The sequence below is a fragment of the Brucella pseudogrignonensis genome (assembly GCF_032190615.1).
GTDB lineage: Bacteria > Pseudomonadota > Alphaproteobacteria > Rhizobiales > Rhizobiaceae > Brucella > Brucella pseudogrignonensis_B.
In genome coordinates, this window is the sequence record NZ_JAVLAT010000002.1 from 278,041 (window position 1) to 294,642 (window position 16,602).

Below are 16,602 nucleotides of genomic sequence, written 5' to 3' on the forward strand. Positions count from 1 at the left end.
TTTCGCTACTGCAAGTCGGAAAACGATGTCTCCGAAGGGAAAAGCTCGTTGATGATACAAGCAACTTCCGTGCGATTTGACGCCTTCAACTTCTTCATGATGTTGCGAATATGCACTTTTACGGTGCTTTCACGCAGCTTAAGCTCATAAGCGATAATCTTGTTCGCTTTTCCGCGACGCAAAGCATTCACGACCTCTGCCTGACGTTGCGTAAACATTCCGCCAAGAGGTTGAAGTCTATGGGAGTTGGGGTCCGTTGCATGCCGCAAGGCCAAAACACTGCTTGCAGGAACGAAGGTTCCGCCAGCCAGCGCGAGGCGTAATGCTTCAACACAGACATTCACATTGACGGAAGTCGGAATGTAACCCTTAACACCATAATCAAGCGCTTTAAGCACCTGAGAAATGTCTTCTTTATCTGCCAGAATAATGACTGGAGCAGGCGCACAATCGTTAACAATGCGGCTAAGGTAGTTACCCACGGCGGGATCAGAAACTTTCTGACCGCCAATATTGAACAAAACCGCGCTAACGGTCCGGCCACGACGTTGGTGCTGCAACTGTTCAAAAGAACTGAACGTTGCGATTGTCATCTCTATACTGTGATTTGTCAGTCCGTGAGCGAGACATTCTCTGTCTAATGCACGGTTATCTATGATCACCAATAAAGGCAGCAAGCTATCAAAAGAGTCTTCAGACTTTAATGACGCCCCCTTAACCGGCATATTAGTATTGTTTTTGGAATTGCCCGACATTCCGTTAAAATGCGGAGAAATGTTCATAATCTTTGCCCTCTAATCCGAATTATGCATACAGTTCCACTCTCTTACGCATCAATTTATGATGCGCTTCTGCTTCTTTATCGGTATAATAATCAGGATGTACTTTTAACCACGCAAACAATTATTGTTTTTATTACTTATTGACGAAAAGATTGCCCGAATTCCATTTCATTGTCATTAACCTAGATTAGGCAGTTCCGTGAAATATGGTTTAGTGAAATATCAAATATATACGCAATTAGTGGTAGATTTTACTACCTTGCCAAAAGATTGCTGCTCACGGAAACTTACTGAAACTGCAAGTACCTGACCTACAGCGAATTTTCTGTGCTGTTGAGAGTCAGGGGGAATTAAAGGCTTCCTGAAGATCACGGCAGGACACAGATCAATGGCGCTACATGCTGATGAAGCCAAGTCTCTGCGGCACTTTATGGAAAGCGTGCCGATAAGTGCCGTTTTTGATGACAATGATAAGAACGCACTGCAAACTTTGACTGTCTCGTTAAAGACCTACCCACCTCACTCAGTTGTAAGCAGTCAAGGGGACTGGGCCAATACCGTCCATATTATAAAAAGCGGATGGGGTTGCATTTATCGTGATCTCGCCGATGGCGACCGCCAAATAATGGATTTTCCAATGAAGGGCGATTTCATTGGCTTTAGAACAGGCATTGGCTTCAACTATTATACTTTGATTGCCGTCACCGAACTATCCGTTTTTGAAATATCAATCGATCATTTAACAGAAAGCCTATTAGCCTCACCCCGCCTTGCCATGACATTCATGGAATTAATGGCGCGGCAGCGCTCCATTTTCATAGAACATCTTATTAGTCTTGGGAGAAGAAGTGCGCTCGTTCGCGTTGCACACTTGCTTCTCGAATTGGGCCAGCGTGCGCGCATGAATGGGACAAGTGACGAGAATAGCTTTTTCTGCCCACTGACACAAAGCGAGTTGGCGGACGCCTTGGGGTTAACACCAATTCACACGAACAGAATGTTGCGTGACTTAAGGGAGGAGGACCTGCTGATCTTTAAAAATAATGAAGTAGAGTTTCTTAATCGCGCTGCACTTGTTCACATCTCCAGCTTTGATGAAAACTACCTGACGATGGAAATTTTCCCCCGGTTTCGCGTAAGCCGTTAATCAGTGAACAGTAAAAGAAACAACACAGGCCTGTTGCTCTTCTGACATAAATTGCCTAGCTGTAAGACAGATTGCAATTAAAGGGGAGAGCATTGGGGTGGTCACTGAATGGCTGGCAGATTCCAGTCCGGTAAGCCGGAAAAGTGCTGCGGAAATCGTTTTTGAGGATATTCGTTCGGCCATTGCAAAGGGAAGACTGGCGGTTGGAACACGCCTGCCCTCGGAAGCTCAGCTTGCTGAAAAATATAGCGTCAGTCGCCCGATCGTGCGCGAGGCATTGCGCTCGCTGCAAACGCTTGGCCTCACCCATACCCGCACCGGAAGCGGCACTTATGTGCTTAAAACATCACCTGGCCCGGAACTGAGTTATGGCGGCTATTCAGCGCGCGATCTGATCGAGGCCCGCCCCTTCATCGAAGTGCCAGCAGCCGGATGGGCCGCAATCCGCCACACGGATGATCAGATGGCAAAGCTCATTGATCTTTGCGATCGCATGGAAAAGCAGACCGATCCGCATAAATGGGTGCTGCTCGACACCGAATTTCACAGCATGATTGCCTCTGCTTCCGGCAATGCCATGTTTGCAAAAATCGTTGCTGATGCCCGCGTGGCGCTTTCCCGCCAGTCTGAACTCGTCAATCTCATGGCCGGTCGCCGCGAGGCTTCCAACATCGAGCATCGCCAGATTGCCGAGGCTATCAAGAGTGGCTCCGAAGAACAGGCGCGTCTCGCTATGCAGAGCCATCTCGGTCAGGTGAAGCTGGCCGTCACCACCATTATGGCGAAAGAAAAAAGCGCATCAGACTGATGTCCGATGCGCCATTTTAAAGCATTCTCAGGCTTCAATCGCCAGATTGGCAAGGTGCTCAGGCCTGAGCGCCTGCTGCAATTGTTCCGCTGTCATATGGCCCTGCGCAAGCACAACCTCCGGCACTGTTTGACCGGTGGCAAGCGCTTCCTGTGCAACTTTTGTTGCTGCATAATAGCCGATCAGCGGATTAAGTGCTGTGGCAAGACCGATGGATTCCTCCACACGCCGCGCCATGATTTCCGGATTGGCGGTAATGCCATCCACACAACGTTCTGCAAGAATGCGGCAGGCAGCACCCAGATGGCTGATGCTTTCCGACAGTGAGCGCACGATGATCGGCTCAAAAGCGTTCAACTGCAGCTGACCGCCTTCGGCTGCCATGGTGATCGTGATGTCGCTGCCGATGACCGCAAAAGCCACCTGATTGACCACTTCCGGGATCACCGGATTGATCTTGCCCGGCATGATGCTGGATCCTGCCTGAACGGCTGGCAGGTTGATTTCGCCGATACCGGCACGCGGACCGGACGACAAAAGCCGCAGATCGTTGCAGGTCTTGGAAAGTTTGACCGCAACGCGCTTCAAAACGCCTGAAAGATGCACGAAAGCACCGGGATCCTGTGTTGCCTCAATCAGATCGCTGGCTGTGACCAGCGGGCGACCCGTCAAACGCGAAAGATGCTCGCAGGCAAGCGCTGCATAGCCTTTCGGCGCATTAAGCCCAGTGCCGATTGCCGTGGCGCCCAGATTGATTTCGTGCAGAAGCTTTGCCGATTCAAGCAGCCGCAGGCGATCTTCGCCAAGCATCACTGCAAAGGTGCGAAACTCCTGACCCAGCGTCATCGGAACCGCATCCTGAAGCTGCGTACGCCCAACCTTCAGCATCTTGTCGAATTCGCGCGCTTTACGCTCAAACGATGCCTGAAGCAGCTCCATGCAATCCGCCAGTTCATCTATGGCTTCAATCACACCCACGTTAATCGCAGTTGGATAGGCATCATTGGTCGACTGGCTGAGATTGACATGGTCGTTGGGATGCAGATGCGCGTAGTCGCCCTTTTCATGCCCAAGCAATTCCAGCGCACGGTTGGCGATAACCTCGTTCGCATTCATATTAGTCGACGTACCGGCACCCCCCTGAATCACATCGACCACGAACTGATCGTGCAGGGCACCATCGCGAATTTCGCGGCATGCACTCACAATCGCATCCAGATGTTGACGGCTCAACAGGCCGAGCTCGTGATTGGCCAGCGCTGCAGCTTCTTTGACGAAGGTGAGGCCACGCACGAGATAGGGATAGCGTCCGATGCTGACGCCTGTAATCTGAAAATTATCCAATGCTCGCGCCGTATGGACGCCCCAGTAAGCATCTGCAGGCACCTCCTTTGCACCAAGCAGGTCATGTTCAACGCGCGTTCCGACCACTTTGTCCTCCTGAACTCGAAACGTTAAATCTGTCTGACAGCATGACAGATTTAATTCGGTTACTCCTCCTTGCGACAATCGTCAACTCACTTGTGAACTTGACTCATGTTTTCTGATATGCGTTAAAGCCGCAATTAAATCTGTCATGCAGCTTTACAGAAAATGCAATGGGAACGAATTGAAGCGTGACAAGAAATCTGCCCATAGCGGCGCTGAGGTTTCTTTTCTCGACAGTGCTTTGAATTAAAACAACAGATGCATTGCCGCGCCGCGTAGGCGCTCCATGTATCCGACTGTTTCAACACTGTCGTTACTCATTGCGATCACTGCAAAAGCTATAGAATTTGTTCAAAACTGAGCTCTCAGGGAGGAGCGATGACAACGGAAAATTTCAAGGTCACACCCGCCGAGCGTGAACTCTTCACAGAAGAGGATCGTGGCTATCACAAAGCGCTGAAGCCGCGTCAGATTCAGATGATTGCCATCGGGGGAGCAATCGGAACGGGTCTGTTTCTGGGTGCAGGCGGACGTCTGGTACAGGCTGGTCCGTCGCTTGTGTTCGTTTATGCGGTCTGTGGTTTTTTCGCATTTCTGGTGCTGCGCGCCCTTGGCGAGCTGATTATGCATCGCCCGAGCTCCGGCTCCTTCGTTTCCTATGCCCGCGAATTCTACGGCGAGAAAATGGCCTTTGCGGCTGGCTGGATGTACTGGCTTAACTGGGCCATGACCTCAATTGCAGACGTGACCGCCGTCGCCCTCTACATGAATTTCTTCAAGCATTACGTGCCCTGGCTCGAAGGGATCGACCAGTGGATGTTTGCGATGACCGCGCTCGTCCTCGTGCTGTCGATGAACCTGCTCTCGGTCAAGGTTTTCGGCGAACTGGAATTCTGGTTCAGCCTTGTCAAAGTGCTGTCGTTGGTAATTTTCCTTGCTGTCGGCATTTATTTCGTCGTGTCCGGCACCCCGATCGATGGCCATCAGCCGGGTTTCCATCTCATTCGTGAAAGCGGCGGTTTCTTTCCGAACGGTATCCTGCCCGCCCTTGTCATCATACAAGGCGTGGTCTTCGCCTATGCCTCGATCGAGCTGATCGGCACCACGGCTGGTGAAACCGAAGACCCGCGCAAGATCATGCCGGGCGCGATTAAAACAGTCGTTTTCCGTCTTCTGGTCTTTTATGTCGGCTCGGTTCTGCTGCTTACCCTTCTGCTGCCACATACACTCTATTCGGCTGGCGAAAGCCCTTTCGTGACCTTCTTCAGCAAGATCGGTGTTGAGGGCGCGGATATCATTATGAACCTCGTCGTGTTGACTGCGGTTCTGTCATCGCTGAATGCCGGCCTCTATTCGACGGGGCGCATTCTGCACTCTATGGCTGTTTCGGGCTCTGCGCCGGCGGCACTGGCCAAGATGAACAAAAGCGGCGTTCCTTATGGCGGCATTGCTGTTACCGCAGTCGTCACCGCAATTGGCGTTGCACTCAATGCCGTTGTGCCAGCCGCAGCCTTTGAAATTGCACTGAACCTTGCTTCGCTGGGCATCATAACCGCCTGGGGCGTGATCATCCTGTGCCAGCTTAAGCTTTGGCATTTGTCACGCAAAGGCGAGATCGCACGTCCGGACTTCCGTATGTTCGGCGCGCCCTATACTGGCATCCTGACGCTGTTCTTCCTGTTTGGCGTTCTGGTTCTGATGGCAGCAGACTATCCGATCGGCTCTTACACGATCGGCTCGCTGATTATCATTGTACCCGCGCTGGTTATTGGCTGGTATGGTCTGCGTGACCGAATCTATCGTCTGGCGGCAGAACGTGCTGCTGACACGCAAAAAGTAACTGATTGAGGGGCAGAGTGAGTAATTCGCAATTCAAACCATTGGTGGCGGTTATCGCCACCGGTGGAACTATTGCAAGCAAGCGCGGGAAAGATGGCGCAAGCACGCCGACGCTTAATGGTGACGATCTGCTTGCGACGCTTGGCGATGTCGGAGCGCAGCTGCGCCCCATTGATCTCATGGCAAAGGATTCATCGATCCTGACACTGATCGACATGCAGACTATCTCCGATGCTGTTGCAGCGCAGATTGCTGATCCTGAAATTCATGGCGTTGTCGTGCTGCATGGCACGGATTCCATGGAAGAAACGGCCCTGCTCGTTCACCTGCAACACCGTCTTTCCAAACCGGTGATTTTCACCGGAGCGCAGTTCACTGCAGATCATCCCGATGCGGATGGACCATCCAATCTGACGACCGCAATCAATCTTGCAACGGACCCGGCCAATGCCCAAAAAGGCGTCTTGATTGCCTTTGGCGGCAGGATCTTGCCTACATGGGGCGCATTCAAGTTCAGCAGTGACCACGCTGATGCGTTTCGGGAAGTGCGCGATCTGGAAAGACCGGATGCTATCCGCCTGCCCGCATCGGTCAGCGCAACACGGGTCGATATTGTTGCCATTCATCCGGGTTGCGACGACCTGCATCTTCGGGCGAGCATTCAGGCTCAAAGCCACGGCATTGTGCTTGCAGCTCTTGGCTCTGGCAATGCCAATGCAACAATCGTTGCAGCCGTGAAAGAGTGTACGAAAAAAAATATCCCGGTGGTGGTTTCGAGCCGCGTTCCAATCGGCGTTCTGGTGCCGGGTTATGGCGGCGGTGGTGGCGGCCATGATCTGGTTGCAGCCGGTGCTGTGCATTCACAGACTTTGCGTCCCGGTCAGGCGCGGATCCTTCTGGCAAGCCTGATTGCGAGCAAAAGCCCGAAGGGTGCAATTATCCGGGCCTTTGATGATCTGAATCCCGAGAGCATTTCCAGTTTTCATTGAACCATTGGAAATGCTCTATCTCTCTGTTTTTTAAGCGCATCGTGTTCCGAAAACCGTTTCACACTTTTCACGATGCGCTCTAAGATACATCGCAAAATTGAAAGCCAAAACGCGTCGCAACCTGCGGCGCGTTTTTTTGTTGTCATCTGCCTGACCTCAAAACATATATGACTTTTTTATTTTTCACCCCTCTCCCCTCTCTCGAAACCCTATGGGCTGCGGCAGCATAATCCCTGCTGTGGAAACAGAGAGCCCCATAGGCATTCGGCCATGAGGCAATCGCGACAGGGCATTCAAAATGACAATGGATATCGCCGTTCTTGGTATAGGCATCGCTTTCTTCGCCATGCTGTTTGGCTATTTGCGCCTTTGCGAGAGGCTTTGAGGACACGCCATGCTGATTGAATATATCGCAGGCGCCTTGGTTGCGGCTTTCGTTGCCGCCTACCTTCTTTACGCGCTCATTCGTCCGGAACGGTTCTGAATAAGCAGCCTATTTGAGCCTAGAGCGCATCCCGAAAAGTGGGAACCGTTTTTCGGATACGATGCGCGTTAAACCAAAGATTTAGAGCGCCGATCTGTTTCAATCAGATCGAAACACGCTCTAATCAGGCTTGGGAAAAACCATGACAATCAATGGATGGATACAGATCCTCATCTTTTGCGGGATTATAATCGTGCTCATAAAGCCGCTTGGCAGCTATATGACGCGCGTTTTCAATGGCGAGCGCACGTTTCTGTCGCCTGTCCTCGTTCCCATCGAACGGGGACTTTATCGTCTGGCAGGAACAAGCGAGAGTGAGGAGCAGCACTGGACGAGCTATGCAGCCGCCATGCTGCTGTTCAATCTTGCAGGCTTTCTGCTGCTTTATTTTCTGCAACGCGCGCAAGGTTCCTTGCCTTTCAACCCTATGGGCATGAGCAATGTGCCCGCCGATCTCGCCTTCAACACAGCAACAAGTTTTGTGACCAACACCAACTGGCAGAACTATGGTGGCGAAAGCACCATGTCCTATCTCACCCAGATGGCAGGTCTTACGGTCCAGAACTTCGTTTCGGCTGCAACGGGTGTGGCCATTGCCATTGCACTTATCCGCGCCTTCTCGCGCAAATCGATGAAGACGCTGGGCAATTTCTGGTGTGACCTCACACGCTGCATACTCTATATCCTGCTGCCGATTTGTGTGGTCATGACGCTTATTTTTGTCACGCTCGGTGTACCGCAGACGCTCGGCTCTTACGTCGAAGCCACCACGCTTGAAGGCGCGCGACAGGTCATAGCGCTTGGTCCGGTCGCTTCTCAGCTTGCCATCAAGATGCTCGGCACCAATGGCGGCGGCTTCTTCAATGCCAATTCCGCGCATCCATTTGAAAATCCCGATGCCATTTCGAACATGATCCAGATGGTAGCGATTTTTGCCATCGGTGCAGGCCTTACCAATGTGTTTGGCCGCATGGTCGGCAATGAAAAGCAGGGCTGGGCGATTTTCGCTGCGATGGGCGTGCTCTTTGTGGCCGGTGTTGCCATTTGCTACTGGGCAGAAGCTGCGGGCAATCCGCTGATCCATGCGCTTGGCATTGATGGCGGCAATATGGAAGGCAAGGAGACCCGCTTCGGCATTACGATGTCGGCGCTATTTGCAGTGGTGACGACAGCCGCCTCCTGTGGCGCAGTCATTGCCATGCATGACAGCATGATGGCGCTTGGCGGCATGATCCCCATGATCAACATGATGCTGGGTGAAATCATTATCGGCGGCGTGGGCGCAGGCTTCTACGGCATCATCCTGTTTGTTGTGGTGGCAATCTTCGTGGCTGGTCTGATGGTCGGACGCACACCGGAATATCTGGGCAAGAAAATCGAGGTAAAAGAGGTGAAGATGGCCATGCTCGCCGTTCTCTGCCTGCCGCTTTCGATCCTTGGCTTTACGGCAATCGCCACAGTCATTCCGGCGGGTCTAAGCTCGATAGCCAATCCCGGACCGCATGGTTTTTCGGAAATCCTTTATGCCTATACGTCGGGCACCGCCAATAACGGTTCTGCCTTTGGCGGCCTCTCGGGCAACACGCCCTGGTACAATATCACCATCGGTCTTGCGATGCTGATGGGCCGCTTTCTGGTCATCGTTCCGACACTGGCAATTGCAGGCTCACTCGTTGCCAAGAAGGCAGCACCCGAATCCGCCGGGACATTCCCGACCCACGGACCGCTTTTCGTCGGTCTGCTGATCGGTGTCATTCTCGTTGTGGGTGGTCTGATCTTCTTCCCCGCACTGGCGCTCGGACCTTTGGCTGAACATCTCGCGCTGATCAACGGGCAAACATTCTAATGCACATATTCAGCAAGTTAATAACTCCTTTTTGCATCCATTCGGATGCACGGAGTTTTAGGCCATCAAACCTCATTCTCCTCATTCTTGCAGCAGTGCTGATGATCGTACTTGCTGCAGAATTTCTGGGTCCGCTTTTCTGGAGTTCCCTATGAGCAAGTCCCAATCCGCCAAAGTCGTTAAGGCCAGCATCCTTGATGCGCGCATCCTCATTCCCGCCATTGGTGACGCTTTTCGCAAGCTTAATCCCAAAAGCCTTGCACGCAATCCGGTGATGTTCGTGGTGGCTGTGGTCTCCATGCTTACAACTGTTCTTCTGTTGAAAGATGTTGCGACCAGCGGAGCCGATATCGGCTTTTCGTTCCAGATCGTGCTCTGGCTCTGGTTCACGGTGCTGTTTGCCAATTTTGCCGAAGCCGTTGCCGAAGGTCGTGGCAAGGCACAGGCGGAATCCCTGCGCCGCACCCGCACGGAAACCCAGGCCAAACTGCTGCGCGATATAGGCCAGAAAGACTTTACGACCGTACCTGGTACAAGTCTCAAGGTCGGCGATGTGGTGATCGTTGAAGCAGGCGATATCATTCCATCCGACGGCGAAGTCATCGAAGGTGTGGCTTCCGTCAACGAAGCAGCCATCACAGGTGAATCCGCTCCGGTCATTCGTGAATCGGGCGGCGACCGCTCTGCTGTCACCGGCGGTACGCAGGTTCTGTCTGACTGGATCAAGGTCCGCATCACAGCGGCTCAGGGCTCGACTTTCATCGACAAAATGATCAGCCTTGTCGAAGGGGCTGAACGCCAGAAGACGCCAAATGAAATCGCGCTCAACATCCTGCTTGCAGGCATGACGCTGATCTTCGTTCTGGCTGTGGTGACAATTCCCAGCTTTGCCTCCTATGCGGGCGGTTATATTCCCGTCATCGTGCTGGTTGCCCTTTTCGTGACCCTGATCCCGACCACAATCGGCGCACTTTTGTCGGCAATCGGCATCGCCGGCATGGACCGTCTGGTGCGCTTCAATGTGCTTGCGATGTCTGGTCGTGCGGTGGAAGCTGCCGGTGATGTTGACACGCTTTTGCTCGACAAGACCGGCACAATCACGCTCGGCAATCGTCAGGCCACAGCCTTCATGCCGGTTAGCGGCGTGAATGAACTGGCCCTTGCCGATGCCGCACAATTGGCCTCGCTTGCAGACGAAACGCCCGAAGGCCGCTCCATCGTCGTTCTTGCCAAGGAAAAATACGACATGCGCGGCCGCGATATGCAGAGCCTGAATGCGATCTTCGTGCCTTTCACGGCGCAAAGCCGGATGAGCGGTGTCGATGTTGACGGGTCGTCGATCCGCAAGGGCGCGGTTGATGCCGTGCTCAAACATGCAACATCGGATGAGAAGACCGTCCATGAATTGCAAGCCATTGCCGACACAATCGCCAAAACCGGCGGAACGCCTTTGGCAGTCAGCAAGGATGGACGCCTGCTTGGCGTCATTCACCTCAAGGATATCGTCAAGGGCGGCATTCGCGAGCGTTTCACTGAATTGCGCCGCATGGGTATCCGCACAGTGATGATTACTGGCGACAATCCGATGACGGCGGCGGCGATTGCTGCAGAAGCAGGTGTCGATGATTTTCTGGCGCAGGCAACGCCTGAAAACAAGCTTGAGCTTATCCGGCAGGAACAGGCCAAGGGCAAGCTCGTGGCCATGTGCGGCGACGGCACCAATGACGCGCCAGCCCTGGCGCAGGCCGATGTCGGCGTTGCCATGAATACGGGTACGGTTGCCGCACGCGAGGCCGGGAATATGGTCGATCTCGATAGCGATCCAACCAAGCTCATCGAGATTGTTGAGATCGGCAAGCAATTGCTGATGACGCGCGGCGCACTCACGACCTTCTCGATTGCCAATGACATTGCCAAGTATTTTGCGATCATTCCCGCGATGTTTCTCGCCTTTTATCCGCAGCTTGGCGCGCTCAACATCATGGGGCTTGCAACCCCACAAAGCGCGATCCTCTCGGCGATCATCTTCAACGCACTCATCATTGTCGCGCTGATCCCGCTTTCGCTGAAGGGCGTTGCTTATAAGCCTGTCGGCGCAGGCGCACTGCTGTCGCGCAATCTTCTGATCTACGGTCTCGGCGGCGTCATTGTTCCGTTCATCGGCATTAAGGCCATTGATATGGCCATCGTCGCCCTCGGCCTGGTTTAAGGAACAAGAAAATGTTGAAACAACTGCGTCCAGCACTCGTCATGATCGTTGCTCTTACTGTCATCACAGGGCTGATTTATCCGCTTGGCATGACCGGGCTTGCGCAAGCCATCTTTCCGCAACGGGCCAATGGCAGCCTCATCGAAAAGGATGGCAAGGTGATCGGTTCTGAACTGATCGGCCAGAAATTTGCAGGCGAGCGCTATTTCCATGGCCGCCCTTCTGCGGCTGGCAAAGAAGGTTATGATGCTGCAAGCTCGGGTGGCTCCAATCTTGGACCAACCAATCCGGCACTGATTGCACGCATCAAAGCCGATGCCGACGCATTGCGACAGGGTACACCCAATGCCGACGTGCCGATTGATCTCGTCACAACATCGGCAAGCGGGCTTGATCCGCATATCTCACCGCAAGCGGCTCTTTTTCAGGTGCCTCGCGTTGCCAAAGTGCGCGGGCTTGATGAAGCGAGCCTTCGCGGCATCGTCGAACAGCAGATCGAGCAGCGCGAGCTTGGTTTTCTTGGTGAGCCCGTGGTCAATGTGCTCAAGCTTAATCTTGTTCTGGACAGAACCGGGATTAACTAGAATAAAATAGCGGCGGGCTTGCCCGCTACCTTCTCATTTTGAGGAACAACGTTTGGTATCGGACGATCTTCGCCTTGGTGATATGAGGCCTTCCCCCGATGCGCTGCTTGAACAGGCAGAGCGCGAAACGCGCGGCCGTCTCAAGATATTTCTGGGAGCAGCACCCGGCGTCGGCAAGACCTATGAAATGCTGATGTCGGGACGTGCGCGCAAAGCGGACGGCATTGATGTGGTGATCGGCATTGTCGAGACGCATGGGCGACAGGCAACGGAAGCGCTGGTCGATGGGCTTGAAATCATCGACCGCAAGCCGGTGTCTTATCATGGCCACCGGCTCGATGAAATGGACATCGATGCCATCCTCAAAAGACAGCCGCAACTGGTTCTGGTGGATGAGCTGGCCCACACCAATGCACCGGGCAGCCGTCATCCCAAACGCTATCAGGATGTCGAGGAAATTCTGGCGCGCGGGATCGATGTTTATACCACGCTCAATATTCAGCATGTCGAAAGCCTCAATGATGTGGTGGCACAGATTACCCGCATCCGCGTGCGCGAAACCGTGCCCGACAGTATTATCGACCGGGCCGATGATATAGAGCTGATTGATCTTACACCGGACGATCTCATCAAGCGGCTTGACCAGGGCAAGATCTATCTGCCGAAAACCGCCAAGCGTGCGATCCGCAACTATTTTTCTCCCGGCAATCTGACTGCCCTGCGCGAACTTGCACTTCGCCGCACCGCGCAGCGGGTTGACGAACAATTGCTCACCCATATGCGGGCACATGCCATTGAAGGGCCATGGGCTGCGGGTGATCGCGTTCTGGTTGCCATCGACCAGCGCACAAGCAGTGCTTCATTGGTGCGCTATGCGCGGCGGCTTGCCGATCGGATGCGGGCGCCCTGGGCTGCCATTCACATTGAAACACCGCGTTCGGCCAATCTGTCCGATGAAGCAAAGGACCGGATTTCGGCAACCATGCGCCTTGCCGAAAGACTTGGCGGCGAAACCGTGATTATTCCCGGCCAGAACATTGCCGAAGATCTGGTGCGTTACGCCTCAACCCATAATTATACGCATATCGTTGCCGGAAAATCGGCAAAGTCACGCTGGCGCGAGGCAATCGAAGGCTCTGTCGCGCATGATCTTATCCGCCATTCAGGCGCGATTGATGTTCATATCACCTCGACTGCCGACCGCGACAAGGCGGGGACGACGCGTGGTGTCAAAACCGCAAGTCAACCGAGCGCCTTCAACATCAAGCCTTATCTCGCCGCCTCACTGGTCACGGCCTGCGCGCTTGGTGTCGGGCTTCTGCTCGACCAGTTTTTGGATGTGCGAAGCATCGCTCTGGTTTTCGTTGTAGGCGTTCTTGGCGTTGCGGTTACGCTCGGTCTTTGGCCAGCGCTGTTCGTGTCGGTGTTAAGCGCATTTGCCTATAACTTCTTCTTCCTCTCGCCGCTCTACACGCTGTCTATCGCAGACCCAGAAAGCGTGGTGGCGCTTTCGTTCTTTCTGCTTGTCAGCTTTGTCGCCAGCAATCTGGCAAGCCGCGTGCAGCGTCAGGCAGCAGCGGCACGGCAGCGCGCAAACATGACCGAGGATCTTTATCTTTTCAGCAAGAAGCTGGCGGGAACAGGTTCGCTCGATGATGTGCTCTGGGCAACCGCTTTTCAGATCGCCTCCATGCTGAAAGTGCGCGTTGTCATTCTGCTTCCCGAAGGTGAAAGCATCGCGGTTCGCGCGGGCTACCCGCCCGATGACAGTCTTGTCGATGCCGATATTGCTGCAGCTCACTGGGCTTGGGAACATGAACTGCCAGCCGGTCGCGGTGCGGATACGCTGCCCGGCGCCAAGCGGCTTTATCTGCCGCTCAAGACGGCGCGCACGTCCGTTGGCGTGATCGGGCTCGATAATGATCGGCAGGGGCCAATCCTGACACCCGAACAGCAGAGACTTTTTGAAGCGCTCAGTGATCAGGCGGCCATTGCCATCGAGCGTGTGCAGCTTGTGGGCGATGTTGAACGCGCCAAGCTTGCAGCAGAGGCAGACAAGCTCCGCTCGGCGCTTCTCACCTCCATATCGCACGATCTTAAAACACCACTTGCGGGCATTATGGGGGCCGCCACCACATTACGCGACTATTCCGTTTCGCTGCCCGAAGGCGACCGCACCGAATTGCTATCGACCATTGTCGAGCAATCCGAACGGCTGAACCGCTTCATCGCCAATCTGCTTGATATGACACGCATTGAATCAGGTGCCATGGAGCCCAAACTGTCGCTGCACTATCTCGGCGATATTGTGGGAGCAGCGCTGCATCGCACGGTCAAGATTCTCGCGCATCACAAGCTTCAGGTGGCGGTCGCAGCCGATCTTCCCATGCTGCGGCTTGATGCGGTCTTGTTTGAGCAGGTATTGTTCAATCTTCTCGATAATGCCGCAAAATATGCGCCGCAGGGATCAGAAATTGCGCTTGAAGCGCATGTCGAGCGTGGTCATGTGGTGCTTGAAATCAGCGATCATGGTCCCGGTATTCCCGCTATCGATCTTAAACGGGTTTTCGATACATTCTATCGCGTTCGCAAGGGTGATCACGTACAGGCAGGAACGGGCTTGGGCCTTTCCATTGCCCGCGGCTTCACAGAAGCAATGGGCGGAACTATTCGGGCCGGAAACCGGCCTGAGGGTTCCGGCGCCCGTTTTACGATAACCATACCGCTGCCGGTTCAAGAGACAGACAGGAACGCATGAACGATCCAAAGCCGAAAATTCTGATCGTCGATGACGAGCCACCCATTCGCAAATTGCTGCGGGTGGGGCTTACGACCGAAGGCTATACGATCATTGAAGCGACCAATGCGCGCGAAGCAGACCTGTTGCTTGAGAGCGAAAAGCCCGATCTCGTTCTGCTTGACCTTGGCTTGCCCGATAAGGACGGCCACGAACTTCTGCGCCTGTGGCGCGAACGGGGACTGACGCTGCCAGTCCTCATCCTTTCAAGCCGTACCGATGAGGCAGGCATTGTGCGCGCACTTGAAACAGGTGCGGACGATTATGTAGCCAAGCCTTTTGGCATGAAGGAACTGGCGGCAAGAACGCGGGTGGCGCTGCGCCATAAACTGCACCAGCAGGGCGAGAAGCCGGTTTTCCAGAGCGATGGTTTATCGGTCGATCTGGTCAGGCGCATCGTGAAGCTTGATGATGCGGAGATAAAGCTCTCGCCCAAGGAATATGAAATCCTGCGTCTGCTTGTTCAGCACGCCGGCAAGGTGCTGACGCATCAATTTATTCTGAGCCATGTGTGGGGACCGGCGGCCGATGTGCAATATCTGCGCATCTATGTCCGCCAGCTGCGCCAGAAAATCGAGAAGTCTCCCGATCAACCGCATTATATTCTGACAGAAACAGGCGTCGGCTATCGCCTGCGCGAAGCCGACGCAATCACTGCATGATTAGGATGGGGTTTTTGACGCCTTGGACTTTTTCAGTGTCTTGCCGTGATTGGCAATCCAGTCCATCGCGGCCAGAAGCACGCCAAGAACCGTGGAATAATTGTTCAAGATAAAGGGCGCCACATGTCCAGTGACGCCATAAAGCAAAAAATTGAATGGGCTCAAAGCCCATGTGTGCCGTCATATCCGTTGATTTTTGGTGCGACCCAACCGTCTGGCTTACGAGCAGGCTTATAGACTTCAACGACCAATGGATAGCAAGCGGCTGTATCGGAGGAATGCTCCGACGAGCAGTCACCGCCCGGACAGGCCGACATGCAGCCCAGCAGATCGATTTCGGCGAAGAACTCAAGATAGTCGCCGGGGCGAACCGGGCTTGCCTTCATGAAATACTGGCCGGTATCGCGCGTGAAGCCGGTGCACATGAAAACATTGAGAACGTCATGAACAAAATTGCCTGCATCTTCAAGAGATTTGCCCGTCTGTTTTGCAAAAGCGCGGGTTAGATTGGAGTGGCAACAGTGATGATACTGGCCGCCATTGCTGAGAAGATTGTGGGTATATGGGTCGCAGCGGGTTCCGATAACATCGTGTACCGAGCCACCGAATTCATCAAAGCCATACCAGTCGAGCGTGTCATGCGTGATCGTCGCGATCGGACGCAGATAAGGCATGTTTGAGAACAGCTGATCACCAAGGCCAACATGCGTTCCATTGAGCGCGCGCGTCTTGCCGGTATAAAGCCGCTCATTAAGGTTTTTTGCATTAAAAAGGTTGAGATCGCCGACCTGCGAACCTTCGCTGCAAAGAATACGGCAGAAATGTCCCGCCGGTACCTGCCAGCACGCTGCATCACGTGCCGGAACGACAATGCGTTCGACAAATTCCAATTCATCGCGCAGCGCGCGATAGGCTGCAAGATCAGGGCGCGGCAAAGTATCGACCGGATAGCAGATTACAGGTTTGATCGCCTTGCGCGCAGATGCATCTTCCGGCGCAAGGGTAATGGGCTCAGGTTTCATCCCTG

Annotated in this window: 13 protein-coding genes; 10 read left to right on the forward strand and 3 right to left on the reverse strand. The window is 53.9% G+C overall.

The window, feature by feature from the left end; translation table 11 throughout:
* Positions 1 to 5 precede the first annotated feature (5 nt).
* Complete coding sequence (locus RI570_RS12665) at positions 6 to 725, reverse strand: response regulator transcription factor (protein WP_313830027.1); 720 nt, start codon at positions 723 to 725, stop codon at positions 6 to 8.
* Between the two features lie 487 nt (positions 726 to 1,212).
* Here RI570_RS12665 and RI570_RS12670 point away from each other — a divergent pair, with 487 nt between their 5' ends.
* Together RI570_RS12670 and RI570_RS12675 are read left to right on the forward strand one after the other, a co-directional pair.
* Positions 1,213 to 1,929, forward strand: coding sequence for a Crp/Fnr family transcriptional regulator (locus tag RI570_RS12670; RefSeq protein ID WP_409558692.1), 717 nt, complete (start codon positions 1,213 to 1,215; stop codon positions 1,927 to 1,929).
* A 97-nt stretch (positions 1,930 to 2,026) separates the two neighbouring features.
* Entirely contained in the window at positions 2,027 to 2,737 is a 711-nt protein-coding gene (locus tag RI570_RS12675) for a FadR/GntR family transcriptional regulator (protein WP_409558669.1), read from the forward strand.
* Positions 2,738 to 2,764: 27 nt separating this feature from the next.
* Here RI570_RS12675 and RI570_RS12680 read toward each other — a convergent pair whose 3' ends face one another.
* Positions 2,765 to 4,168 carry an aspartate ammonia-lyase gene (locus tag RI570_RS12680; RefSeq protein WP_313828900.1) on the reverse strand — a complete coding sequence of 468 codons (1,404 nt, stop codon included), beginning with the start codon at positions 4,166 to 4,168 and terminating at the stop codon, positions 2,765 to 2,767.
* Positions 4,169 to 4,543: 375 nt separating this feature from the next.
* On the opposite strand from RI570_RS12680, the gene RI570_RS12685 reads away from it, so the two are divergent.
* From RI570_RS12685 to RI570_RS12720, 8 genes are all read left to right on the forward strand, one after another.
* Entirely contained in the window at positions 4,544 to 6,013 is a 1,470-nt protein-coding gene (locus tag RI570_RS12685; protein WP_313828901.1) for an amino acid permease, read from the forward strand.
* Between the two features lie 8 nt (positions 6,014 to 6,021).
* On the forward strand, positions 6,022 to 6,993 hold the full coding sequence (locus tag RI570_RS12690) for an asparaginase (protein WP_313828902.1): 972 nt from the start codon (positions 6,022 to 6,024) through the stop codon (positions 6,991 to 6,993).
* A 394-nt stretch (positions 6,994 to 7,387) separates the two neighbouring features.
* The gene (gene kdpF / locus RI570_RS12695; protein ID WP_036567035.1) at positions 7,388 to 7,477 is read left to right on the forward strand and encodes a K(+)-transporting ATPase subunit F; all 90 of its coding nucleotides are present in this window, start codon (positions 7,388 to 7,390) and stop codon (positions 7,475 to 7,477) included.
* A 142-nt stretch (positions 7,478 to 7,619) separates the two neighbouring features.
* Positions 7,620 to 9,323 (forward strand): potassium-transporting ATPase subunit KdpA, encoded by a 1,704-nt coding sequence (gene kdpA / locus RI570_RS12700; protein ID WP_313828903.1) that lies wholly within the window; start codon positions 7,620 to 7,622, stop codon positions 9,321 to 9,323.
* 151 nt (positions 9,324 to 9,474) lie between these two features.
* Positions 9,475 to 11,532 (forward strand): potassium-transporting ATPase subunit KdpB, encoded by a 2,058-nt coding sequence (gene kdpB, locus RI570_RS12705; RefSeq protein WP_105519216.1) that lies wholly within the window; start codon positions 9,475 to 9,477, stop codon positions 11,530 to 11,532.
* 11 nt (positions 11,533 to 11,543) lie between these two features.
* Positions 11,544 to 12,116 carry a potassium-transporting ATPase subunit KdpC gene (gene kdpC, locus RI570_RS12710; protein WP_313828904.1) on the forward strand — a complete coding sequence of 191 codons (573 nt, stop codon included), beginning with the start codon at positions 11,544 to 11,546 and terminating at the stop codon, positions 12,114 to 12,116.
* A gap of 82 nt (positions 12,117 to 12,198) precedes the next feature.
* The gene (locus RI570_RS12715; protein WP_313830030.1) at positions 12,199 to 14,874 is read left to right on the forward strand and encodes a sensor histidine kinase KdpD; all 2,676 of its coding nucleotides are present in this window, start codon (positions 12,199 to 12,201) and stop codon (positions 14,872 to 14,874) included.
* Entirely contained in the window at positions 14,871 to 15,575 is a 705-nt protein-coding gene (locus tag RI570_RS12720; RefSeq protein WP_313828906.1) for a response regulator transcription factor, read from the forward strand. The genes RI570_RS12715 and RI570_RS12720 overlap by 4 nt, the downstream gene beginning before the upstream one ends.
* 161 nt (positions 15,576 to 15,736) lie before the next feature.
* Here the strand turns inward: RI570_RS12720 and RI570_RS12725 are convergent, their stop codons facing one another.
* Entirely contained in the window at positions 15,737 to 16,597 is an 861-nt protein-coding gene (locus RI570_RS12725; RefSeq protein WP_313828907.1) for a DUF1989 domain-containing protein, read from the reverse strand.
* Positions 16,598 to 16,602 lie beyond the last annotated feature (5 nt).